Raw genomic sequence first — 25,484 nt, 5'->3', positions numbered from 1 at the left:
ATAAAATTTGATTTATTTTAATTTTTTAGTGTACCAAATTTGTACTTATTGTTTTTAAAACCTTATTAAATAAATAGTTTTACTTTCTGTATCGGGAAGTAATAGTGTTGTCAATATTTATAAAGTCCTGAAAGTACTTTATTTGCTCTAATTCTTAGTCATAATTGAGGTTTGATATTCTCTAGGTGTCATAGCGACTTCTTTTTTAAAGGCATTGTAAAAAGCAGAAGAGGTATTAAATCCAACATCGTAAGCGAGATCCTCAATTTTTTCGTTCATGAATTCAGGTTGTGATAGTTTATCTCTCACAGCTTTAATTCTAAAACTATTGATGACTTCAGGGAAACTTTTGTTATATATTTTTTTTGTAGCTCTAGAAACTAAGTAATTAGGAGCATCAATCGCTTCAGCAAATTGTGCTAATGTGATACCAGGTTGATAATAAATCTTGTCGTCTTCCATTGCCTTTGTAATTTTTCTTATCATTTTTTCTGGTATAACTTTAGAACTTGATTTTTTTACAACTGAAGGCGATTGTAATGCATAGAAAAATAAAAAGTAAATAACTATTGAAGAAAGAGCAATACCTGTTGCATATGCAGAAATTGTTTCTCCTAAAAGCTGATAAATCAATACTGCTGATAAAGCTACTAAACCATAAAACAAAGCTTTATGCCATTGGGTTAAATTATTTTCTTTTGGTTTTGAAATGAATGTAATAGCAGATATTACCAGATAGGTAGCAAAACTAACGTTTGCTAATAAATACATATCATAGGCAAAATTGCTATTGATGAGTATGATAACAAAACCAATCACTGGGAATAAAACATGCAATAATAGAATTGGTTTTAAGATTTTATGATTGTTTTTGTTAAGCGAAAGATAAGTAAAAGTCAAAGGTCCAATAAGAGCAAAACCTAAAAAGCCTAAAGCAGTTCCAATAGGCGAAATTTCTGGTAAGACATAATAAAAAATAGACTTTAAAATTCTTAGCGCAATAGCTATGAACAACAGTCCTAAAGTCAAATCTTGTAGTTTGGATTCTTTCCTAATAAACAAAAAATAACTAGCCAAAAAGACACAGGAAGTAACTGCAATACTTGAAAAAACTATTAACGCTATTGATGTGTCCATCCTACCTTTTTTTACAAATATATTTATTCGATTTCAAATGATTCTGTTAAAATCCTCATAAAAATATCTCCACATTTCACGAATTAGGAGATTAAACAACCTTTATCAGCATAGTTTAGCTTAAAATTTTAAAAAAACTAAAAATGAATAAATCGTTTGTATTTTCAGCTATTACATTGTTGTGCACCATAAGTCTATATGCGCAATTTCACACTTTAAGTATACCTCAAACCAGCCCTAAGATTCAAGAGAGCCAAATGCTTGGAGTCACAAAAATCACAATAGATTATAGTAGTCCAGCATTAAAAGGTAGGGATGTTTGGAACAACTCAGGTATCATTCCACAGCAAGGTAATCCTATTCCATGGAGAGCAGGAGCTAATATGGCAACTGTTATTGAATTTAGTACAGATGTGAAAATTGAAGGTAAATTATTAAAATCTGGAAAATATGGATTCCATATTATACCTAAAGGTGACACCTATGATTTATTATTCGCACACAATTATGACCAATGGGGAAGTTATTATTTAGATGTAGAAAATGATGTTAGTCTTCGGGTTTCTGTATCATCGGAATCTTGTGCAAAATCAGAACAATTAGATTATGAATTCTTAAACAGAACAGAAAGTTCTTTAGTTGTAGGATTAGAATGGGGAGAAAAACGAATTCCATTTACTGTAGAAGTTGATTTAAATACAACTGTTGTAGAAAGTTTTAGAAGTGAATTGCGAGGTATTAACACGTATCATTGGCAGTCATGGAATGATGCCGCATCATGGTGTTTAGAACATAACACTAATTTAGAAGAAGCACTGCAGTGGGTTAATCGTTCTATAAATGGAGGTTATGGAGGTTTTGCAGCAGATAAGAATTTAACAAATATCTCAACAAAGATCAGATTGTTAACAAAGTTGAACAAAACTGAAGAAGCTAAAACTACTATTGCAGAAGCAAAGCAATTGAATGCTACAGTTTATGAGGCAAATGGTTTTAGCAGATTCTTGCTTCAAAATGGTTTTTATCAGGATGCATTAGAATATTGTAATATTTCACTTAAATCAAATCCTGATACGTGGTTTTTAGAGTTAAATAGAGGGCTTAGTCAATATTTTTTGAATAATAAGAAAGCGGCATTAAAAGATGTCAGAAAAGCACTAAAGACAACACCAGAACAATTTCAATCACGATTAAAGGAAATTATTATCGAAATTGAAAATAACACTTACAAATTACCAAGAAGCTGAAGAAATCTTTGAATGAAATAGGAAGAGTTTGTAAAATTAAAGGAAGTTTGCTGGTTGCTTCTCATCAAGATAAATCTCTCCCATTTTTAATATGATAATCAATATAACAACAAGTTTAAACATGAAAATTAAATACTTATATATTCTCATTGTATTAGTTGCTTCAACAACATTACAATCTCAAACATTAAAGCGTAAAGGTATGTTAGGTATCATGATGCAAACATTAACCGATAGTATTGCAATGCAGCACAATTTTAAGGTTAAAACAGGAGTGCATATTACTGCTGTTATGCCAAACTCAACATTCGCAAATTTAGGAGTAAAGCAAGATGATGTACTTACAAAATTGAATGGGTCATCTGTTAGAACAATTCAAGATGTTTTAGCAATTACTGGTGAGATGTATGAAGGAGATTACATTGAAGCTGAATTTTATTCAGGCAATTCAAAGAAAATTAAATCGACTGCTTTATTGGGTAGACCTATAGAAACTTTTGAAAATGGAGATGTTACCTATGGTGAAGTAGTTTATGAAGGTAATGTCCTAAGAAGTATTCTGGTAACACCTAAACATAAAATTAAGGCTCCTGTTGTGTATTTTTTACAAGGTTATACCTGCGGAACTGTTGAAACAACTACCGATGATAATCCGGCAAAAAAGTTAATGTCTGATTGGGTTAATGCTGGTTTTGCAGTTTATAGGGTTGAAAAACCAGGCGTAGGAGATAGTAAGAGCAGTAAGCATTGTATGCAAATAAGTTTTGATGAAGAGCTTACTGCATTTAAAGAAGGTTATAAAGACTTGTTGAAACAAGAAACAATAGATACTGATAACATCTTTATGTTTGGACACTCAATGGGAGGTGTTATTGCACCACTTTTAAACGAAATGAAATCACCTCGTGGCATTTTAACCTACGGAAGCATAGCTCAGAATTGGTACGATTATATGGTAGATTTATATACCATACAACCAAAGCATTTTGGTGTTTCAGATTCTCAAATTAAAGAAGATAATAAGGTTAATTTAAAGTTTAATGAAGACTTTTTAATTAATAAACTTTCAGGTTCAGAAATTCTTGAGAACGAAGCTTATGCCAATTTTTTTAGAGATAATGAAGTCAATTTTAGACAAAACCAATACATAGGACGGCATTTCGACTTTTGGCAAAATTTAGCAGATGTAAATATTCCTGAAGCCTGGACAAAAGTAAAGACCAATGTTTTGGCAATGTACGGAGAGTTTGATATTCAGGCAATCAGTCCAAAAAGTGCAGAAAAAATAGCTGATATAGTTAATAAAAATGGAGGTAAAGGAGAATTTATTGTAGTTAAGAAAGCTGACCATGGTTTTGTGAATTTTGATTCAATGCAGCATAATGCCGAAACTTTAGGAAATGGTACTTACATGACACATGCACGCGACAATTATAGTGTCGCGTTAGGAAAAGAGAGTATTAAATGGATGAAAGCAAAAGTTAAATAATAACGAAAAGAAAGATGCTAATTGTTTTATATGGTTTGATAATGGTAAGCTCATTAAACTCACATAGGTTGCTAATTCATTTGATGAGGTAAAGTTTGTATCATTAAGAGAGAAGAGTACTCCAGCTTTTAATAGCATTAACAATTATAGTTCAATTTAATACAGAAGATTGAGATGATGAAGTATAGTAAATTACATAGTGTAATGATTCTTTTATTGGTTTCACAATTATTATGTTCTCAGAATATAAGCTTTGAAACTGTTCGCAAAGATTTTGTAAAGAATTATATCGCATTACAAATACCATATCATCAAGCTAATTATGTACAGAATTTAAAGTCGATTAAGCCAATTGAAAATATAATTCAGCAGGAGGTTTTTTTTAAAACGGTTGCAAAGCAATTAACTAATGTGGATGTTAAAAACTTAAATGAATATCAGCAATTAGATTATCACATTATGAATTACGAAGTTGCATTGAATTTAGAACGTATCTCTTTGGAAAAACAATGGGATGATGCAACTGAGTTGGATGATAAAAAGAGTATTTACACTATTAAGAATGGAAAAAATTGGTATGCTTATTTATTGAAGAAATGGGTTGATATAACTGTAACACCAGACGAAATGTTTCAATTTGGATTAGATGAGATTGAAAAAGTTAAGTCCAATATGAAAGACTTGCAAATAAGATCTGGACTTTCAGAGCAAGCCTTTCAAGAGTATTTAAACCATGCTTCATTTTTTTTGCATAATGTTGAGGATATTCAGCAAGCATTTGAGAACACCAAAAGAGAAGTTGCCAAAAAAGCAACAAATTTTTTCCCATATATTGATAGTATACCTGATGTAAATATAACTCAAGGTACAAATGAATCTCTTTCACAGGTTCCTGCATATTATAACAATAGCACATTCTATTTTAATTATTTTAATGAGTCTTTTAATGAGCGTCAGTTAGATTGGATTTATATTCATGAAGGCATTCCAGGGCATCATTACCAAATTATGGTTAATGCTATTATAAAACGTACAGATATACAGCAATTGTTTTGGTACTCTGGCTTTGTAGAAGGTTGGGGTGCTTATGTGGAACATTTTGGTAAAGAGTTAGGTGTTTATAAAACCATATATGATGAATACGGTAAATGGGAATGGGATTTAATACGCTCTGTTAGAGTTGTTTTAGATGTGGGTATAAATTATTATGGCTGGTCAGACGAAAAGGCAATTTCCTTTTGGAAAGCGCATATCGTAGATCAAGATGCTATTGGCTGGCGAGAAATTAATCGAATGAAACGTTGGCCTGCACAGGTTATTACCTATAAGTATGGTTCAGATGTATTTCTTAAATTTTTGGATGAGGCGAAAAAGAAAGAAGATTTTGAATATATAAAATTTCATAATGAGTTATTGAAGTATGGAGATATTCCGATTTCGCTCTTAGAGCTTAACCTAAAAAGTGATTGATTTTAAAATACTTGTAGTACAGATGAATGCTAATTCTGGTTAGATAAGTACTATCATCTATTGTTCTTTATTCTATTTTTAAGCTAACTTATTATCTGTTGCACCAAATTTGTATTGTACATTCGCTATGACAATGAATACAGGTAGCGTTACTATATGTGTCGGGAAACAACTCACTTAAAAAGCAATTCAACCAAAATATCCCCTAAAAGAATTAGCGATAATAAAAATTGTTTATCTTTTTGGTTTCAATTATTGATATTTAAACACTCATAAAGGACTGTCAATGTCCTTAAATAAAGTAGTTTAAAGTCATTAAAAACCTAGTGTCTTTTATGGCAGTTGTTTTTTCAACAATATATAACAAAGCTATTCAACTTGCCTTATCCGAAGGTTTAGCTAAAGTGCAACTTAATCACTTTTTAGATTATAAAGTAGAGAATAAGCGTGTGCCAATGGAATTGTTGCTAGAAGTGTATGAGCTGGCAGCAGATAAGCTACAAGCAGGTTTTGGATTACGACAAGGCAAGCAACTAGATACTACAGATTATGGAACGTTAGGCTTATCTTGGAAAACATGCTTAAAAGCTATCGATGTGTTAAACAATGTAAAACGTTACATGGTTTTGGTTACTGATGATGGCAGTATAGAGTTGAAAGCGTGTGAAGATAAAACTAAACTTGTTTTAAACAGAGAGGTTTACAGAACAGGTATAAAAACAGCCAATGAAGCCTCTTTTGTGATGCTGGTTGGAATTTTAAATGAAGTAACAGGTAAAAACATTAAGCCTATTGAGGTGAATTTTAAACACTCATTTTCTGATAGTGATTATTTTTCTGAATATTTTGACTGTCCTGTAAACTTTAATGCAACTGAAAATACGTTGATTTTTAACTCTAAAGCATTAGAGATCTCTACAATAAAAGCCGATAAATTTATTCATCAATTTCTGCTGGAACGTATGGAGCAGGAAAAATCAAAATTAAGCGAACAAGAAGATGTGCTCACTTCTAAAATCAATAAGCTACTAAAAGAATCTATGTCTAGTGGTATACCAAGCATTTCACAGGTTGGTGACTATTTGGGTATGAGTGCAAGAACCTTAAAACGAAGATTGGCTGATAGAAATCTGTCTTTTAGAGAACTTATTCAAAAAAATCAACACGAAACAGCTACTCAATTACTTTCCAATTCATCACAATCGGTTGGTGAAATTGCCTTTTTAACAGGCTTTTCTGAACAAAGCGCTTTTAATAGAGCGTTTAAAAGATGGACAGGTCAAGCGCCTAATGAATATCGCAAAAACCTGTAGCCAATTATACTGTCCTCAATAATCAATTTTTTGGCTTAAAAAGTCAATACATAAAACATAGATTGTTTGACATTTGTCATTGAACAAAAAACGTTTGAAGTAACAAATTTGCTTTTCATTCGTGTTCTTTATTCAATCAAAACAATCAAAAAATGAAAAAAACTATTTTATGTATCGTTCTTTTTTTACCAATCATCCTACTTTCTCAAACAAAAAATACCAAGAAAAAGGTTTTGATGGTGGTAAGCAGTTACGGAAAAGATATGGGATCTGTAAGACCAGGTTATGAGTTTGATGAATTCTCTCAAGCGTATTTAATTTTTAAAAACAATAATTTATCTATTGATGTTGCTAGCCCAAAAGGCGGCAAAGCAGAGCCAGATAAGTATAACAGTGAAAAGTTATACAACAAAACACTATTGGAAGACAAACAGGCTTTAAGCTTATTAGACAACACCATAGCTACGGCAAACATAAATGCCGATGACTACGATGCTATTTATATTGTTGGAGGTAAAGGTGCTATGTTTGATTTGCCTTTCGACCCTTCTCTTCAGGAAATTATATTGAATTTATACAAAAGAGAGCATACTGTTATTTCATCTGTGTGTCACGGTCCAGCAGCTTTTGTAAATGTGGTTGATGATAAAGATTACATTATAAACGGTGTAGAATTAACTAGTTTTTGTAACATAGAAGAAGAACTTTTTGGGAAAAAATGGGTAAATGAGTTTCCATTTAGTTTAGAAACCAAATTAGAATCAAGAGGAGCTATTTTTAAACAAACCGATTTTATGCTTTCAAAAGTTGTTGTTTCAGGAAAATTTGTAACAGGTCAAAATCCTTTTTCAACAACAAAATCAGCAGAAGCTGTTGTGGAATCTTTAGGACTTACGCCTGTAAAAAGGGAATTTTATAATGATGAAAGAAGTGCTTATTTAATTCAGGAGGTGTTGGATAACACCAAAACTATAGCTTGGGCTGAAGAAGAACTCGCTAAGAACAATGCTAATTACGATTTACCATTGGTAGCTGCGTATGGTTATTACAAGATTTTAGCATCGACTGATAATAATGAGGAATTGATGAAAGGTATTGCATTAGTAGAGTTGACTTCACCACACTTTTTTAATGAAAACCTACAGTATTTATTAGCTAAAACCTATGTGTCGTTAGGCGAGAAAGATAAAGCAAGACGCATTGCAAACGATTTGATTTCTAAAGATTTGATGAAAGAAGAATCAGAGAAATTATTGAAAGAGTTGAACTAATTACAACGTAACATAAACGTATACAAGTGCGTTGTCCCGAATTATCAAATCTTTGGCACTAACAGTCAATAAAAATAAGTGCCTATTTCTGAATTTTGCTTATAAATCAAAACGTCGAAATCATGAAAAGTGTAAAAGCGTTAGCGAGTATAAAACAGATTAGACTCACAGGATTACTTTACTTGTTGGTTATAATTTGTGCTGGTTTTAGTCAAGGGTATGTTAGAGGAACTCTTGTTGTACCAGATAATGCTGTAGAAACCGCAAATAATATACTGCAAAATAAAGGTTTGTTTCAATTAGGTTTAACCACAGATTTAATAGCATTCCTTTTAGATGCAGTAATAGCTATACTGCTGTATAAGATATTTAAACCTTTCAATAAAACTTTAGCAATGGTGTCTTCGGCCTTTAGACTTATCGCACATCCAGCGATAGGAAGTTTAAATTTATTGAATCACTACATGGCTTTGAAGGTGCTGGAAACAAGCGGAATGTCAGGCGCATTCAGTGAAGCACAAGCTCAGGAAATGAGCAGTCTATTGATGGAAGCGCATCATTATGGATATTTAATTGCTGGAGGATTTTTTGGTATTCATTGCTTGTTACTCGCTATGCTTATATACAAATCCAATGTATTTCCAAAAGTATTTGGCGGTTTGTTATTAGGTGCTTCAGCAGGTTATCTTATTGAAACTTTTGGAAATTTTAATGTTCCAGGTTATGAAAGTTATACAGCTTTAATTGTAGGAGTTGCCGCTGCTCTTGGTGAGGTAGGATTAACACTTTATATGATTACAAAGGGAACAACAAAATCCTATAAGAATTTAAAAGAATTAGCATTATGAAAGCTAAATTAATTAAGCATATTATACTTATTACCATTGTGGTTTTGTCTTGTCATCAATCAAATGCACAGTTAGCTAATAAAATAGAAATGACTGAAGATTATCAATTGTTGGGTTTAGGAACTCAACACAAAATTCAGTCTGATATTTTAAATGAAGAACGCCCTGTAATTATTTCTTTACCTGTAGGCTATAATGATAACCAAGCAGAATATCCAGTACTATATGTCTTAGATGGTTTGCAAAACATAAAACATATCGTTGGAACTGTTGAGCTGTTAACTGAGTCGGGATTAATTCCACCTATAATTGTGGTTGGTATAGAGAGTTTGGACAGAAATAGAGATTTTACTCCTTCAAAAGCTGGAAAGGATTTACAAGGAAGCACTGGGAATTCCAGATTACCACAGAGTGGAGGATCACCAAAATTTCTAGAGTTTTTAAGTGAGGAGTTAATTCCCTTTGTGGATAACAATTATAGAACTCACCCTTATCGTATTCTAGAAGGTCATTCTTTTGGAGGTTTGTTTAGTGTTTACACACTCATGGAAAACCCAGAACTTTTTGATGCTTTTATTATACAAGCACCAGCATTGTGGTGGAACAAAGAAGAAATGACTGAAAAGGCAAAAACTTTCTTCAAATCCAATAGGATACTAAACAAAACAGTCTACTTCGGAATTGGTGGTGGAGACGGTTGGGGAATGCGACAGGAGTTGAAGCGATATATTGATGTTGTAAAGCAACATAATCCGAAAAATTTTAAATGGCTGCATGAAGAGGTAGGAGATGAAGGTCATATGGCATCTAGATTACTGTTGAACTACAATGGTTTAAAGTTTTTGTTTTCTGATTTAAAACTAAGCGATGAGTTAATTAGTAATTTTAGTGATAATAGCTTTTTAGATGCTGAAGAACAATTGAAAACCAAGTATGGCAATATGGCAAGACGACCTGCTGAAGATTATTTTAATCTTGTTTCGGTTCTGGTCAATAAAGAGAATGACTTAGAAGCTATAACTGTACTAAAAAAAGCCTCAGAAGCCTATCCAATGTACATTGGGTTATTGACGCAATTGGCAAAATTATATGAAAAGACCAACCAAAAGGAAAAAGCGATAGAAACGTATCTTTTAGGTATTGAGGTATCTAAAAAATACAAGCAAGGACAAGAAGAAGATTTGCAAATAGCAATAGATAAATTGCGTAAAACCCAAGGCTAGACCAATTAATAATCAATCAAAAACGAACATTATGAATACATTAAAAATCGACAACCTAAATCTAACTTATAAAAATGGTTATAATGCCATTAATGGAATTTCCCTAGAAATAAAGAATGGGATGTTTGGTTTGTTAGGTCCTAATGGAGCTGGAAAATCGTCTTTAATGAAAACAATCGTAGGCTTACAAAAGCCAACTTCAGGTTCAATTGCATTTAATGACATTGATGTTGTAGAAGACGCAGATTATATTAAAAAAAATCTAGGGTTCTTACCACAGGATTTTGGAGTTTACCCTAAAGTAAATGCTTATGATTTATTAAATCACATAGCCATTTTAAAAGGGATTAATAACAAAACTGAACGTCAAAAACAGATTCAATATTTGTTAGAAAAAGTGAACCTTTGGGATTTTAGAGATAAAGAGGTACACACGTTTTCTGGTGGTATGAAACAGCGCTTTGGAGTTGCGCAAGCTTTACTTGGCAATCCAAAAATCATTATTGTCGATGAACCAACAGCAGGACTGGATCCAGAAGAACGTAATCGGTTTAACACGCTTTTAAGTGATATTAGTAGTGAGGTTGTTGTGATTTTATCTACTCATTTGGTTGAAGACGTGAAAAACTTGTGTTCTGAAATGACTGTCATGAATAGAGGTCGAATTCTTAAAACAGGAAAGCCCAAAGAATTAATCACAGAATTAGAAGGTAAAATCTGGTCAAAAAGTATTGCTAATGATGAGTTGGAAATGTACCAATCAGATCTCAATGTTATCAGTCAACAACTTATAGAACGCCAACTTCAAATTACAGTAGTTGCACCTTTACAACCTGAAGGATTTTTACCAGTTGATCCAATACTAGAGCACGTATACTTTAATGTGCTTTCTCAAAATAGTTAATTATGAATGCTATACTTCAATTTCAATTAAAGCATAGCGCAAATCGTTATGTTTTAGGATTAACAAGTGTCATATTGCTGGTTATAGGATGGTTTTGTGGTTATAAATTTAACCTAACTGCCGGTGAAGGTATTTATCTTAATTCACCATACACCATTGGATTTATGATGGCTTTGTTGAGTCTGTCCATGATATTTTTGGCTATTTTATTTGCCTTAGAGATTCTGTTTAAGGAATGGGATACAAAATTTGATATCATGTTATTCTCATATCCAGTTTCCCTTAAAACCTATTTAATAGGGAAGTTTTCAGGATTTACGATAAAAACATTTGTAAGTTTTTCAATCTTAATTATTGGTTTCGTTATTGGTCAAAACATACGAACAGGAAGCGAAATGCAGTTAGGGTTTAGTTCTTGGTCGTATCTCTATCCCTTTTTAATTTTCGGAGTTTTAAACTGCTTTTTCGTTTGTAGCGTTTTGTTTATGATTGCTTACACCACACGTAAGAAGTTATTAGTGGTCATTGGAGGATTGCTATTGTATGTGCTTTATATGGTGTTATTGGTGTTCTCTAATTCACCATTTATGGCAGGAAGCATTCCGCAATCTATAGAAGTACAACAGCTATCATCATTGTTAGATCCTTTTGGAACATCTGCCTATTTCTTTGAGGCTAGAGACTTAAGTGTTTCTGAAAAGAATCAATTCATCGTGCCACTAAAAGGTTTTTTGGCTATCAATCGTATCGTTTATGTGCTATTGTCAATGTTGTTTTTGGTGATTTCTTATCGTTTTTATGTGTTTAATAAAGCGACAAGTAAAAAGACATTGAAGCGTAAAAAACATAACGTTAAAGACGCAATAGTCAAATTAACAAAAGTCAAAACACCTGCTCTTAATTTTGGTTTTAAGTCAGAATTAAACGCAATTATTTCCTTTGCAAAAGTTGATTTAATTTACCTGTTTAAAAGCGTAACTATAGTTGCCGTTTCTATGCTATTGGTATTTTTCGTTGGTATGGAAATGTATTCAGATATTGATAAAGGCATACGTTTGCCAAATTATTATGCCAGTTCTGGACTTTTGGCGACTGCTATTTCTCAAAGTTTTCATTTGTTAGGAGGATTCATTTTAGTGTATTTTGTTAATGACATGTATTGGAGAAGTAGCTCTGCCAATTTTTACTTAATTGAAGACAGTGCATTTTTTTCAAAAGCAAAGCTAAAAGGACACTTAATGTCATTGGCTGTATTATTAGTATTCTTAACTACGCTACTTATAGTACTAGCATTAGTTTTTCAAATCGGTTATGGATATTCACAAGTTGATTGGTTGGCTTATTTTGGAGTTATCATATTTAATACTATTCCGCTTTTCCTTTTTGGTACATTGCTACTTCTCATCAATAGTATCATCAATAGCAAATATGTAGCCTTAGGTGTTTCAATCTTAGCGGTTGTAGCGTTTACAACACCATTAATAAAGATGTTGTTGCCCTATCCATTATTACATGTTTTTTCAGGGTTTAAGGGTGTGTTTAGTGACCTAAATGGTTATGGTGCTTACCTGTCAGCTTTTTCAAATAGATCGCTTTTTGGAATTTGTCTTTTAGGGTTATTGTGGATTTTTAATTCATATTTGAAATCAAAACGATGGTCTAAAATCAAATCTTTTATTGTCATTGTTTTCTTGGGATTGAGCGTTTTTACAGGTTTCAATTTTATGAAGGGTTATTTACCAAAAAATGAAGAGGCTCAACTAATTGAAGCTGTTAATTATGAAAAGAATTTCCGTCATTATGAAAACATATCTCAACCTACAATTACAGATGTAGATACAAAAATAGATTTGTATCCTTCTGAAAATGCTTATGAGATTCAAGGAAAGTATAGACTTCAAAATCTATCAGATGAATCGATACATAGGATTCTACTCAATTTTCACGCTGATTTAAAATTAGAGAACGCAAAACTTCAAATACAGAATGAAGTTATTTCAATCGATAAGCATGTGTCAGAAATCAAGCTTAATAAACCTTTATTGCCAAATGACACAGCGATTCTAGAGTTTCATTTATCATACAAATGGTATGCTGTCAATGGACATCAATCGTTTAATGCTATCGTGAATAATGGTTCGTTTATGCGTATTAGTAATTATTATCCATCATTGGGATACCAATCAGATAAAGAGATAGAGGACGAGCAAAAAAGAGAAGCCTACGAACTTGGAAATCCAACACCTTTAAAGACGCTTGAAGCACCAAAAGTTTTTAAAAATGACTTTATCAATTTAGATCTAGTGGTGTCTACAGAAAACAATCAAACGCCTATGGGAATTGGCGATGTAATTAAAACTTGGTCTGAAAACGATAGGTCATTTACGCAGTATAAAACTGATAGTATTCCATTTCGATTTGCAGTAGCCTCTGCTAAGTACCAAAAGCAATCTATCAAGCATCGTAATGTAGTGATTGAAGTGTTTTATCATGATATGCATTTTGAAAATGTAGACCGACTACTAAAAAATGCTAAATTGAGTTTAGATTATTGTATCGATAATTTTAATGTCTATCCCTTTGAAAAAATAAGCTTTGTTGAGGTGTCTTCTTTTACAAGCGGATTTGCAGCTACAGCATATCCAGCAACTATTTTTATGACCGAAAACATGATTTTCCACGCTAATATAGATAGTGATCCAAGCAAGGATGTTATTAATGAATTGGCAGGTCATGAATTGGCTCACATTTGGTGGGGAAATAGCCAAATAAACCCAGATGAAAGGGAAGGTGCATCCATGCTTACAGAGTCTTTAGCCATGTATACTGAAATGATGATTTACAAAAAGCTGTATGGTAAAGAGCGTATGATGGAACGTGTTCAAATTCATCAACAAATTTATGACAACGAAAAAGGACTTTATGGAGATCCGCCTTTATACAAAGTGCCTTATGGAGCTACACATATAGCTTACTCAAAAGGTGCGATTGCTATGGTGGAATTATCTGAATTAATTGGTGAAGATAAGGTAAATCAAGCGCTAAGAAGGTTTTTAGCTAATAATAAATATCCAAAAAAACCAACGTCTTTAGATTTGCTTGAGGAGTTTTATAAAGTGCTGCCAAATGATGCGTTGAGGTCTAAAGTTGATCAATTGTTTATGGATGTTAACAAATAATGATGACTAGAAACCAAAAAGAAAAGCTATAGAAGCATCTTTTTAAGAATTGTTATTTAAGTAAATATTTGATTGCTATTTACTCTAGTTATTAATTATACGTCTTTCTAAATTCAGAAGGAGACATGTCTGTTTTATTTTTAAAAAGTTTGGTAAATGAAGCTGGATGTTCAAAGCCTAAATTGTAGGCGATTTCGCTAATAGAGAGTAGTGGTGTTGCCAATTGCTCTTTAGCTTTTTCTATAATTGTATTATGAATATGTTGTTGTGTGCTTTGTCCAGTTAAGGATTTGAGCATGCTGCTTAAATAGTTAGGCGATAAGTTTAAGCGGTCAGCAACATCTTGTACGGTAGGTATGCTGTTTTCAATTGTTTGGTTTTTAGTGAAATATTCTGCAAGTACCTTTTCTAGTTGACTTAATACTTGATGATTAGAAATGTTTCGGGTAATAAATTGTCTTTCATAAAAACGTTCAGCATAATTGAGGAGTAGTTCTATTTGAGCAATTATGATTTTCTGACTGAATTTATCTATGTTAGACTGGTATTCGCCTTGAATTTGCATTAAAATATTTAACATCATTTGTTCTTCCTTTTCTGAAAGGAATAATGCTTCGTTTACGGTGTATCCAAAAAACTCATATTGTTTTATGGTTTTTGCTAAGGACGAGTTCCATAAAAAATCAGGATGTACCAATAGAAGCCAACCCGAAGGTGTATTGGTTTTAATGTTAGGATTTTCTCCTAAGCTCATAATTTGATTAGGCGCAATGAAAGTCATCACACCTTCATCAAAATCATATTCTTGTTGACCATAGAAGAACTTGTAAGGCACATTGCGTTTTAAGCCAATAGTGTAATAATCTTGTTTCCATTTTAGAGACTCAATATTTGAAGGATACTGCACCTGACTGTAATCCACTAAACTAATTAATGGATGTTCAGGTGCAGCTATATTGGCTTGTTTATGGTAATCACTTACCTTTTTAAAGTGTTTTAAGTCTTTCATTAGCTATAAAATTAAGAAAAGATTTTACACTAACATACCACCAGATACTTCAATACGCTGTCCGTTAATCCAACCAGCTTTTTTAGAGCAAAGGAAAGCGACAGTTCCACCAATATCTTCGACTTCACCTACACGACCAAGTGCTGTAATGCTAGAGATTAAGTCTGCTTTTTCTTTGTCTTTGTTGCTGCCTCCAGCAAAATCGGTTGCGATGGCTCCAGGGGCAATCACATTGGCTGTGATGTTACGTTTACCTAGTTCCTTAGCTAAGTAACGTGTAAAGACCTCAATTCCACCTTTCATCATAGCATAGGCAGACATTCCTGGTAAGCTAAAACGTGCCAAACCACTTGATATATTAATGATTCTTCCGCCTTCATTGAGATATGGTAAAGCTGCTTGTGTTAAAAAATAGACGCTTTTTAGATGTATGTTCATCATTTCGTCAAATTGAACTTCAGTAGTGTCAGACACTAAGTTAAACATTCCAGTACCTGCATTGTTAACCAAAAAATCAAAGTTTTTGCTTCCATTTTCTTGTTGTAAATAGTTGGTTGCTTTATTAATGAAATCTTGTCCGCTTTTAGGGTTGTTGGCATCAAAAGGAAATGCTGCTGCTTTTTGACCCATAGCTTCAATTTCAGAAATAACTTCGTTGGCTTTATTTTGGTTACTGTGATATGAAAAAATGATGTTGACTCCATCTTGTGCCAAATTAAGAGCCATGTCGCGTCCCAAACCTCTACTGCCACCTGTAATAATTGCTGTTTTTTGTTTCATGTTACTGTAGTTTTTTAATGATGATACAAATTTGAGCAAATACTAAAAGAGATAGTTTTCCAAATCTACGTTTGTTTTGTTTAAATCTATTCTATAGGTAGGTATGAAGTTTTTTTACGAGAAGGAAGCAAAAGATATCACTCGGAGTGTTTTTAGGAATTAATAAAAGTGAATTTAAATTATGCTAAATTTTAATAAAAAAGGATATTTATTTTTCATCTTACTCGGTGTTTAAACATTTCAATTTATCAAAGAAAAAGTCTGAATAATCGAAATCTTTAATATCTTCATAGTAGTCAGTTCCATTAAGTCTAATAGTCTTTATTGGTGATTTTAAAAGTCTACTTTTATCAGAATTAGTTAGTTTTCCTATCAATTCAAACTCACCACAGTTTATGTCACCAACATGATAAAAAGTAATTATGTCATTGTTTTCTAATTTTATTTTCACTGATGAGTTACTATTTTTATATGGAGAAGTGCAGCCTAAATCATCGTCTAATGCAAAAAAAATGTATTCTGAATTTTCGATTCTTTTGAGCTTTATCATAAAATAATAATTATTATATAACTTACTGGCGATGGTATAATATTCTGTAGTAATAACTCTTTTATTTGTGAATTCGTCTATTTCATTTAAAGTATAATGACAATTTTTTCTTCTTTTTATTTTTGCTATACTGTCTCTGATATTTAATTCAATTAGTCGTAAACTGTCTTTGATTTTTTCTTCTTTTAACTTGTTAGCTTTTATAATCTCTCTTTTTATTTTTTCTTGTTTTTCTATTGAGTCTCTTACTCTTCTTTCTGTTTCTATTTTTTGTTTTCTTGAACGGTTAAATTCAATTACTAAATTTTCTAATTCATCATTTATTTTTAAATCATAATAAGATACAAAACCAACCCATTTTTTGTACTTTACTTTGTAATAACTTCCTTTAAAATATTCTAAAACTATGCATTTGTCTCCTTTTCGATATTGAGTATATCTTAAACCATCTGGTCCAGGTTTATCCAATAAATCGCCTTTTTTTATAAAAATTGTTTCAATATTAGCCTCTTGTGAAATACTGAAATTAACAAATATTAAGGTTGAGAAAATCAATAATACAAATTTCATATATAGTTGTTTAAAGGTTTTTTTATATTTATACCAATATACAGTTTTAAGTCGTTATTGTGACATTTTGTAGTTTTTACTTTAGCATCTATAAGTATAGTTGTTTGAGTATATTCAGATATGATTTTAAGTAATGAATCATTGAAACCTTTATTTTTCTAACTTATTTCTACGTACTGTTAATTAATATAACTATTGTTTTTTCTATTAGTTATAGTTTTTTCTAAACTCTAAAGGAGTTAGTCCGGTTTTGGATTTAAATACTTTTGAAAAATAGGCGTAGTCTGAAAACTCGAGCTGATAAGCAATTGTAGCTAAGTTATCATGAGAATGCACAATTAATCGTTTGGCTTCTAGGATAATTCGCTCTGAGATAAGCTGACTTGTAGTTTTGTTAATGGTTTTTTGAACTACTCTATTAAGATGCTTGGTAGTTATATTAAGTTCTTGTGCATAAAACTTTGGTAGTTTTTCTTTAAGGAAATGGTTGTTTATTAAATGCTCTAGCTTCTCTAATATTTGCGAATACTGAGATGTTTTAAGCTTTTCTAAATTAATATTAGTGGTATATGCTCTAGTAAGTTCAATATAAATGTCACTAAACAAGTTTACTATTTTTAATTCTCTTAAAAGGTTAGGTTGCATATATTCGGTGTAAGCCTCTTTAAACTTAAGTTGTAGTAATGAGAGTTGTTGGCTTGTTAAATCTACTACAGGAGGATTTTGATAGGAGTAATAAAACGGAAATGAATGTAGGGTATGATTTAAAAACTTTAGGTCATAAAATTCTTGCGAATGAAAAAAGATATACCCTTCGGGTTGTGTCTTAAATTTCCAAAAATGAGTTTGTCCTGGTTTTAAGAAAAACACTCTACCTGGATTAATCGTATAAGAATCAAAATCTATTTCATGAGTACCAGTACCTTTGGTAAATAGTACACAAAGATAGAAATTATGACTGTGTGGTTTATTTATTAAATCTTTATTACGCTGTATATGTTTTGAAAATGAATTGATATACACTTCATTAAGAGGTGCTGATTCTTTAAACTGACTAATATTTAAAACAGGAATTTGCATAATATGTCCTAAAAGTACAAATAATAGTGCAAATTCTATATATGTAAAAAGGATTAGAGGTTTTACTTTTGTTGCTAATAAAATAGTTGCTTATGCGTAATGTCATTGCTGCGTTGACTTGTAAATGTCCTAAATGTAAAAACGGTAAAATTTTTAGTAATAGAGGTAATCTCTTATTGTTGAATATTCCTAAAATGAATGATAAATGTCCTGTTTGTAACTATAAGTTTGAGCGCGAAACTGGTTTCTTTTTTGGAGCTATGTTTGTGAGTTACGGACTTGCCGTAGCGCAAATGATTGCGAGTCTTGTGGTGTTCTGGTATTTTATTGATTTATCACCTTTACGAGTTTTTGCTATTATTGCTACAATAGCTGTTTTGTTAGGGACAATTAACTTTAAATTGTCGAGGTCTATTTGGATTTATATATTTTACAAGGATAAGGCATAATTATTCCTTCTTTTTAATGTCTTTTATAACCCATAGGAGCATAGTGTCTAAACCATTTTGATAGTCTTTCCAATTGTAATTTAATATTACATCTGGATAAATACCTTGGGTTATCGTTTCTGATAAATTGAATCTTCGTTTAGAATACGTAATAACAAGTTTAGAGTTTGGTAATTCAAACTGATCCATGTCTTGATAACCAGTTGGGTTGGAACCTGTTGGTTGTCCAATTATTTTTGCATTTAGTAACTGTTTAAAAAGAGCAGAATTACTAGTTCCTGCTGAAAATGTTACAGCGTCAGTCATAACATAAACGCCTTGTTTCCAATCTACAGTATCAGACAAATTTAGAGCATAGGCTAGTGCTATGCCAACATACAAATCGCCACCACCATTATTGCGCATGTCAATTACAATTTTTTCAATTTTATTTTTAGAAATAAAGCCTAACAGTTCTTCGCTAAAACGTTGCATTTTTTCAAAAGAAGGGTAGCTATCAAATCGGATATAAACCGCATTTGTGTTTTGAATAGGAGCATACCATAAATACTCAAAAGAGAGGTTTTCAGGCTTAATGATTTCAGGAATACCGATAACAAGTTCTTGAAAAGAATCAGAGTTTGAAGTTGTTTGATTTAAAGCGTCAAGTCTTAAATCTATACTTTGATGGTTTATGTCTTGAAAAGTAAATGTTGCTGAGTTTGATTTTTTTGTAATACCAAGAGCATATAACAATTCGCTTATGGTTGCATAGTTTCCAGTTCTAACTAATAATGAATGTTCGTTTTCGACAAATTGAGCAACTTTTGAAACCTTAGACATAACCTCGTCTATTGGAACACCATCAATAGCTACAAGTGTAGATTTTAATAGGTTTTTGTTAGTATTATTAATTTTTACAACGCGCCATTGATTTTCTATATGTTTTATTTTTAAGGGATAGTCGTGGATATCATAGTTACGAAGTGATACAGCTGTATGCCCATCATTTATAAGCCTTGTTAATTGCATTAATTTTAAGGTAATTTCAAAATCGTTTAATAAACCAATGCTGTCATAAATTTTACTCCATTCTGCATTAAATTTTTCTTCAGTTACAGAATGGTAAAGGTCTATATGTTTGTCTTCTAAAGATGCTTTGTAAATTTGTAAGTCTTCTTTCCAATCTATTTTGTTTGGTGTTTGAGCTAACATTGTACTTAACATCGAGACAAAAAGAATTAAAAGACAGGTTGTTTTTTTTTGAAATGTATTCATGAAACTTATTTTCTTTTTACTGCTTTTAGTAAATCAATAACCAAAAGTAAAGCATTTTTTGAAACTTCTAATTGATTATAAGTACCCGAAATATATGTATCTAATTGTGGGCAGTACCATAAGAAGGAAGCTGTAGATCCTGAATGTCCAATGAGTTGTAAGTCGCTTTCTGTATTAGTTAATTCACCAACAGAAACTTGTCTTATCCCATAACCGTATTCCATACCTTTAGTTTCAGTTACCCAATTTTGCATAGCTAAACGTGTGTCTTTTTTTACAATTTTATAGGTATTAAAGGCTTTAAAAAATGCAATTAAATCGTGAGTGGTTGATACTAAACCGCCTCCGCCCCAATCGGCACTCAGACTTTTAAGAGACGATAATTCATATTGACTAGCATAAAACTTAACAACAGGAAGTTTGTTTTCTATAGAAGACGATTTTAAGTTGACATAAGAACTATGCATGTTTAAAGGTTGAAAAATATGCTGCTTAAAGAACTTATCTAAAGATAAACCACTCACATTTTCAATAATCAACGCTAAAAGCACATACTCTGTGTCTGTATAATGATAGTCTGTCCCGGGAACAAAATGTGGTGTCATCTTGTCTTTTGAAAACTGAATCAGTTCTTCTGCAGACCACAATTTATTAGGATTCATTAATAGTTGATTAATGATATTTGGACTTCCGTCTTTAGTTTCGTCTGTGAAATAATCAGGTAAGCCAGAGGTGTGTTGCAATAAATGTGCAATGGTTAACTCTTTTGAATAGTTTTTACCATCCAATACATGAAGATTATTTACTAATGAATCTGGTAAATATTGAGCAATTTTATCTTCAAAATTTAATTTATTCTGATCCTTTAAAATACCAATTGCTGTTCCGGTGAACATCTTGGTAATGCTAGCTGTGTAAAATGGGTAATCTATTGAAATAGAATCCTCTTTACTTTCCGCAATCTGAATGTTAATACCACGAGATTCAGAATATACGTGCAGTATTCCACTTTTTATATTCTCTTTTTCTAATTCAGTTTCAAAGCGTTGTTTAATTGTTGTTTCTGTTGTTTGCTGAGCAATAGCTGATAATCCAACTAAAAATATTAAACTTAGAAATAGATGTTTCATAATGTTAGTTTTAGAATTTTAAGATGGTCTTATAGGTTAAAATTTTATACCAATATAAAGATTAGGCTCAAATAGGAAATAAGAATCCCATTTGTTGTCGAGTTGCTTAAATGAATCTGGCGTATTGGTGTCAAAATGCCAAACATTACAATGAAATTGTGGTTCTATAAAAAACTGTTTCTTTTTACCAAAAGCAAAATGGTAGCCTACATGATACGAGTTGTAAAGTTTAAATCCGTTGGCTATTTTCTTATCATCAAGATCTAAATAGGTTTTATACAACGGTAAAACTTCAACCGAAGCAAATAGTCCTTTCCAAAGCATGCGCTGATAAGATATACCAACACCTGTTTCGCGTAAATAACCAGGATAAAATTCGGTTTCCGAATCTATTTTGTCTCTAAGTCCATCCCACCATTGTATACCCATAGGTTGAAATAAGCGCCAAGTGGCTAATTTAACACCAATAATGTTTTTTGCATCAAGCTCGCGTTTAACATGTAATTCAATGTGTTGCGTGTTGGTTCTTTCACCACCTTTTCCTATATTTCCTATAATAATGGCAGGAAAACTGACTCTATATTTTAAATCAGCGTTATTGTGTTTTTCTGGTTCTGAAATCTGTTGAGCAAAACCATGAATTGTGAAAAGTGTTAAGCAGATAATTACTAATTTTTTCATTGTGATTGATGTTTAAATTGTTCGTTTTTTGATTGATTATTTGATGTGACAAAGATGAGACAGAAGTGAATGTCAATCGTCCTGAATTATGATTTGAAACCTTTTAAATATTTAGTTGTAGTTTCCTTTAAGTAGAACTTTAAGAAGTAGCTCTTGCATACTCTTGGATGCTTCCATCGGTATTTGATGACCTACATCTTTAAACCTATAAATTTCCTTTTCTTTAGATTTTATACCCTTAAAGAACTTTTTGGTTAACTTATAGTAAGCAGTATAGTCTTTATCTCCATAGAAAATAATCGTTCTACCTTGTATTAAAGGTTTGTTTTTTAGTTTGTTTATCTTATAAAGTTGGCTGTATAATAAACTCCATTTGGTGTACCATTGCTCGAAAAACTGTAAATATTGGCTGTAGAGAGTATCATTAATTGACTCGCCTTGGTATTCAGAGAGCCATTTGAACTGAATGGCCATATCTTTTGCATTATGATAAGGTATATTAATAGTTTTTAGTTGCGTAACTGCTTTTTGGTTTTTAGATTTCCTAAAATGTCTAATAAGCATCTTATTCAGACTTTTTTGACTTGACAAAAGATTTACAATCGGGCTTATGGCAACCAATGTTGAAATTTTGTCAGGATGTGTTTCTGATAAATGAAAAGCTAATGAAGTACCCCAAGAATTTGCCACTAAAATAATTTGTTGACGATGAAACGTATTTAAAATATAATTAAGTAACTCTTCAGCATCTGATTGCATTAATGCTAATGTTGGTCTTTGTTTTATATTATTTTGTTTTAAGGTTTTGCCTGCGCCTCTTTGATCCCAATGAATCACTAAAAAATCTTGTTCTAATGATGCTGTTATTTTTTCACTATGAGCAGATGACGCTGCACCAGGACCACCATGTAAATACAATACTATTGGTTTGTTCTTAATCCCTTTAAGACTAATGTATTGGTCTATATCTCCAATCTTTACAAAGTAGGATGTGTCTATTTTTTGATGAACGTTTTGTATATTTTGTGCATTCATTTTATATATAAACACACTTATAATTATTAAGATATTTGTTTTAAAATTCATTTTTAATTGTTTTTAGTTTATTGATACAAAGGTGCTTTGAAAAGTATTTTTTTTCGTTTTAGATTATAATTCAGTACCTATTTAGTCTATCCATCAAGTTTTTATAAACAAAAAAAGGCTTAACACAATTAGTGCTAAACCTCTTATTCGTTCTTAGGGTAATATTTTATAACAATGTTTCAGGATGAGATGAAAGTTTATCTACATGTTGAGTGATTTTCTCGATATCCCAATCCCACCATTTAAGTTCTAATAGTTTTGAAATGGTATCTTCAGAAAACCGCTTTTTAATAGGTTTTGCAGGATTTCCACCAACAATAGTATAGGGTTCTACGTTTTTTGCAACCACTGCTTTTGTGGCTATAATAGCGCCATCACCAATGGTTACACCAGGCATAATGGTAGCATCGTGACCAATCCACACATCATTACCAATAACGGTATCACCTTTGGTTGGATAGCTTTTACCATCCATAGCATGTTGCCACGCACCACCAAAAATGGCAAATGGATATGCTGATGTGGCTTCGGTTAAATGGTTGCCGCCATTCATAATAAAAGTTGCACCAGAAGCAATCATACAAAACTTACCAATGATGAGTTTATCTCCTATAAAATCGAAATGATATTTCACATTTTTTTCAAAGTTTGAAACCGTTTCAAAATCGTCGTAATAGGTGTAATCACCAACCTTAATGTTCGGATTTTTAATGTAGTTTTTCAAAAAACAAAGCTTATTGTAATTGGCCAACGGGAAAACGGTATTTGGATCTGGAATATTCATAATTTATAGCGTTTTAGCTTCTTCTCTAAAATAGTCTTTTAAATGGTATCTTCCATAGGTAGGTGCCACATTATCGTCTGCCATTAATGTTAAGAAAAATTCAATCGGACCATAGATTTTAACGCTGGTAAAAGTTCTTAAAGTCCAAATAGTGAATCGTCTTATCCAATCTGGTAAATGTGTTATTTTTATAGGCTTGTTTAATGAAGTCAGAGCGAGTTTACTAATATCATTTAAGCTTAATATATCAGGACCTCCAACGGTTAATTCGTTATTGTAATCTTCTAAGTTATCGACAATAGCTTTTGCTAAATCCTCTCCATGAATTGGATTGAATTTTTGATTTCCTGATCCAAATAAATACACACGACCCGATTTTGCCATTTGTAAAAAGTCTTTCATATCAGAGAAAAAACCATTAGGTCTAACAATGGTATAATTTAATCCTGATGTTTTTAAAGCATCAACAAACTTTTCTTTGGCTTCAAAAATTTTCAAATGTCGATGTTTATCGCCATTAATAGCAGACACATAAACAAAGTGGCTTACACCAGACTTTTTAGCTTCAGCAAGTAAATTCATATTTGCTTGATAATCGACGTCCATATACGTTAAACCATCCTTTTGTCTCGTAATACCAACGGTTGAAATGACCGTGTCTATGCCCTTACAGATGTCTCTTAAAGTTTCTGGTTTGGTGACTTCGGCGTGTTTAATTTCTAGATAGTTTTCATTAGGATTATCTATCTGATTTGGCTTACGGACAATAGCAACGACCTGGTTTTGTTTTTCAATTAAAACCTTTAATAAATGTCTGCCAAGATAACCAGTAGCACCTGCCAATAAAACGTTGGTATGTTGCATATCTGTAATTTATTGGTTAAACTCGTTTGTTAATAGTTGTTCAATAATGGTATTACGCTGTATGCCTGTATCATCCTGCTTATTGCTTAATAGCACAATGGTAGCGTTATGCTCTGGCACAAAACCAATCATACTCCAATACCCATTGATATCGCCACCATGCCAATAGAGTGTGGTATTGCCTTCTTGTGTAGTAAACCAACCTAAACCAAAATCTACATAGCCACTTGGTACATCTTGAACGAATATGTCTTCTTTTTCGGTAGTCGTAAACCAGTTTGTTTTTACCGCATTTGTCCACGTTTCCATATCTCTTGGTGTGCTACTAAAATCGCCTGCGCCAAACGCTAAATTCATCGGGTAAACACTGTTTACATTACCATTGTTGTAGCCTTCTGCATGTGTATTTGGGTTAATATTGTCTGTGCCTCTGTACGTGTTTGTCATTTGCAAAGGGTTAAGAATATTTTGCTGAATGTACTCGTGGTAAGACATATCTGTAAGTTCTTCAACCAACAACGCAGCGATAAGGTAGTTGGAATTACTGTATTGTTTACTTGCGCCTGGTGCAAAGTTGAGACCGTTTTCTGTAATTAGTTCAATAATAACTTCATAGATATCTTCTTCATCAAAAAAGTTTCCTTGTGTTGCAGCATCTTCAACAACAAATTGATAATCTGGAATACCGGATTGGTGTGATAAAAGTTGAGTAATACTAATTTGATTACCGAAAGGAAACTCAGGATCGAATTCGTTTAACGTTTGGTTGTAATTAGAAATATAGCCATCGCGTTTTAGCTGAATAATTGCTGCTGCAGTTAAGGTTTTTGATACTGAACCAATACGATATGCTATTTCGTAATCTTGAGGAAGTGCTGTGTTTTCATTGGCTAAGCCAAAACCTTGTCGTACCAAATCGTTTCCATTTTTTGTGATAATAGCATAACCTTGAAAGTTGATGTCGGTTAATAAATTTTCAGCAGTTGTGTAATTAATGGAAGCTGTGTTGTTGTCATCATCGGTTGAACATGATGTGAAAAGCATTAAAATTGCAATTATAAATGCCATTAAAAGTTTGTGTAAAGTTGTCATAACTGTTCGTTTTTAATTGATTATTTGATACTGCAAAATTGAAGTATAAACAGTTATGCGTCGTGCTAAAT

22 protein-coding genes are annotated in these 25,484 nt (G+C 32.1%); 10 read left to right on the top strand and 12 right to left on the bottom strand.

Going from position 1 to position 25,484, the window contains the following annotated elements; all coding sequences use genetic code 11:
* Positions 1–147: 147 nt before the first annotated feature.
* The gene (locus ACQ0RB_RS05820) at positions 148–1,137 is read right to left on the bottom strand and encodes a helix-turn-helix domain-containing protein (protein ID WP_134200216.1); all 990 of its coding nucleotides are present in this window, start codon (positions 1,135–1,137) and stop codon (positions 148–150) included.
* A gap of 143 nt (positions 1,138–1,280) precedes the next feature.
* Here ACQ0RB_RS05820 and ACQ0RB_RS05815 point away from each other — a divergent pair, with 143 nt between their 5' ends.
* The 9 genes from ACQ0RB_RS05815 (at position 1,281) to ACQ0RB_RS05775 (ending at position 14,081) form a co-directional block, all read left to right on the top strand.
* Entirely contained in the window at positions 1,281–2,384 is a 1,104-nt protein-coding gene (locus ACQ0RB_RS05815; protein WP_430497159.1) for a DUF2911 domain-containing protein, read from the top strand.
* A 121-nt stretch (positions 2,385–2,505) separates the two neighbouring features.
* Positions 2,506–3,873: a CocE/NonD family hydrolase gene (locus tag ACQ0RB_RS05810; RefSeq protein ID WP_430497157.1), complete on the top strand. Its 1,368-nt coding sequence runs from the start codon at positions 2,506–2,508 to the stop codon at positions 3,871–3,873.
* Positions 3,874–4,047: 174 nt separating this feature from the next.
* Positions 4,048–5,343: a DUF885 domain-containing protein gene (locus tag ACQ0RB_RS05805; protein WP_430497155.1), complete on the top strand. Its 1,296-nt coding sequence runs from the start codon at positions 4,048–4,050 to the stop codon at positions 5,341–5,343.
* A gap of 335 nt (positions 5,344–5,678) precedes the next feature.
* Positions 5,679–6,656: a helix-turn-helix domain-containing protein gene (locus ACQ0RB_RS05800; RefSeq protein WP_430497153.1), complete on the top strand. Its 978-nt coding sequence runs from the start codon at positions 5,679–5,681 to the stop codon at positions 6,654–6,656.
* Positions 6,657–6,808: 152 nt separating this feature from the next.
* Positions 6,809–7,927: a type 1 glutamine amidotransferase domain-containing protein gene (locus ACQ0RB_RS05795; RefSeq protein ID WP_430497150.1), complete on the top strand. Its 1,119-nt coding sequence runs from the start codon at positions 6,809–6,811 to the stop codon at positions 7,925–7,927.
* Between the two features lie 122 nt (positions 7,928–8,049).
* A complete protein-coding gene (locus ACQ0RB_RS05790) occupies positions 8,050–8,775 on the top strand; it encodes a DUF4386 domain-containing protein (protein ID WP_430497149.1) in 726 nt (241 codons plus the stop codon).
* Positions 8,772–9,998, top strand: coding sequence for an alpha/beta hydrolase-fold protein (locus ACQ0RB_RS05785; RefSeq protein ID WP_430497148.1), 1,227 nt, complete (start codon positions 8,772–8,774; stop codon positions 9,996–9,998). Before ACQ0RB_RS05790 ends, ACQ0RB_RS05785 begins: the two co-directional genes overlap by 4 nt.
* A gap of 31 nt (positions 9,999–10,029) precedes the next feature.
* A complete protein-coding gene (locus ACQ0RB_RS05780; RefSeq protein ID WP_430497146.1) occupies positions 10,030–10,902 on the top strand; it encodes an ABC transporter ATP-binding protein in 873 nt (290 codons plus the stop codon).
* Between the two features lie 2 nt (positions 10,903–10,904).
* On the top strand, positions 10,905–14,081 hold the full coding sequence (locus tag ACQ0RB_RS05775; RefSeq protein WP_430497144.1) for a M1 family aminopeptidase: 3,177 nt from the start codon (positions 10,905–10,907) through the stop codon (positions 14,079–14,081).
* A gap of 91 nt (positions 14,082–14,172) precedes the next feature.
* Here ACQ0RB_RS05775 and ACQ0RB_RS05770 read toward each other — a convergent pair whose 3' ends face one another.
* From ACQ0RB_RS05770 to ACQ0RB_RS05755, 4 genes are all read right to left on the bottom strand, one after another.
* Positions 14,173–15,090: a helix-turn-helix domain-containing protein gene (locus ACQ0RB_RS05770; RefSeq protein ID WP_430497142.1), complete on the bottom strand. Its 918-nt coding sequence runs from the start codon at positions 15,088–15,090 to the stop codon at positions 14,173–14,175.
* A 24-nt stretch (positions 15,091–15,114) separates the two neighbouring features.
* Positions 15,115–15,870 carry an SDR family NAD(P)-dependent oxidoreductase gene (locus ACQ0RB_RS05765; RefSeq protein WP_430497140.1) on the bottom strand — a complete coding sequence of 252 codons (756 nt, stop codon included), beginning with the start codon at positions 15,868–15,870 and terminating at the stop codon, positions 15,115–15,117.
* Between the two features lie 220 nt (positions 15,871–16,090).
* Entirely contained in the window at positions 16,091–16,990 is a 900-nt protein-coding gene (locus ACQ0RB_RS05760; protein ID WP_430497138.1) for a hypothetical protein, read from the bottom strand.
* A gap of 207 nt (positions 16,991–17,197) precedes the next feature.
* Positions 17,198–18,070, bottom strand: a complete 873-nt coding sequence (locus ACQ0RB_RS05755) for a helix-turn-helix domain-containing protein (protein WP_430497136.1) — start codon at positions 18,068–18,070, stop codon at positions 17,198–17,200.
* A 92-nt stretch (positions 18,071–18,162) separates the two neighbouring features.
* Here ACQ0RB_RS05755 and ACQ0RB_RS05750 point away from each other — a divergent pair, with 92 nt between their 5' ends.
* Positions 18,163–18,519, top strand: a complete 357-nt coding sequence (locus tag ACQ0RB_RS05750) for a DUF983 domain-containing protein (protein WP_430497134.1) — start codon at positions 18,163–18,165, stop codon at positions 18,517–18,519.
* On the opposite strand, the gene ACQ0RB_RS05745 is transcribed toward ACQ0RB_RS05750, so the two are convergent.
* The 7 genes from ACQ0RB_RS05745 to ACQ0RB_RS05715 form a co-directional block, all read right to left on the bottom strand.
* Positions 18,520–19,776 carry a S41 family peptidase gene (locus ACQ0RB_RS05745; RefSeq protein ID WP_430497132.1) on the bottom strand — a complete coding sequence of 419 codons (1,257 nt, stop codon included), beginning with the start codon at positions 19,774–19,776 and terminating at the stop codon, positions 18,520–18,522.
* A 5-nt stretch (positions 19,777–19,781) separates the two neighbouring features.
* On the bottom strand, positions 19,782–20,906 hold the full coding sequence (locus ACQ0RB_RS05740; protein ID WP_430497130.1) for a serine hydrolase domain-containing protein: 1,125 nt from the start codon (positions 20,904–20,906) through the stop codon (positions 19,782–19,784).
* Positions 20,907–20,942: 36 nt separating this feature from the next.
* A complete protein-coding gene (locus tag ACQ0RB_RS05735; RefSeq protein ID WP_430497129.1) occupies positions 20,943–21,587 on the bottom strand; it encodes a hypothetical protein in 645 nt (214 codons plus the stop codon).
* Positions 21,588–21,698: 111 nt separating this feature from the next.
* Positions 21,699–22,673: an alpha/beta fold hydrolase gene (locus ACQ0RB_RS05730; RefSeq protein WP_262732919.1), complete on the bottom strand. Its 975-nt coding sequence runs from the start codon at positions 22,671–22,673 to the stop codon at positions 21,699–21,701.
* A 166-nt stretch (positions 22,674–22,839) separates the two neighbouring features.
* On the bottom strand, positions 22,840–23,457 hold the full coding sequence (locus ACQ0RB_RS05725) for a CatB-related O-acetyltransferase (RefSeq protein ID WP_430497127.1): 618 nt from the start codon (positions 23,455–23,457) through the stop codon (positions 22,840–22,842).
* A gap of 3 nt (positions 23,458–23,460) precedes the next feature.
* Positions 23,461–24,321 (bottom strand): SDR family oxidoreductase, encoded by an 861-nt coding sequence (locus ACQ0RB_RS05720; RefSeq protein WP_430497126.1) that lies wholly within the window; start codon positions 24,319–24,321, stop codon positions 23,461–23,463.
* A 9-nt stretch (positions 24,322–24,330) separates the two neighbouring features.
* Positions 24,331–25,413 carry a serine hydrolase domain-containing protein gene (locus ACQ0RB_RS05715; RefSeq protein ID WP_430497124.1) on the bottom strand — a complete coding sequence of 361 codons (1,083 nt, stop codon included), beginning with the start codon at positions 25,411–25,413 and terminating at the stop codon, positions 24,331–24,333.
* Positions 25,414–25,484: the final 71 nt, after the last annotated feature.

The organism is Gaetbulibacter sp. PBL-D1, assembly GCF_050509525.1.
In the GTDB taxonomy this organism is placed as follows: domain Bacteria; phylum Bacteroidota; class Bacteroidia; order Flavobacteriales; family Flavobacteriaceae; genus Gaetbulibacter_B; species Gaetbulibacter_B jejuensis.
This window is presented reverse-complemented; position numbering and strand designations above follow the sequence as displayed.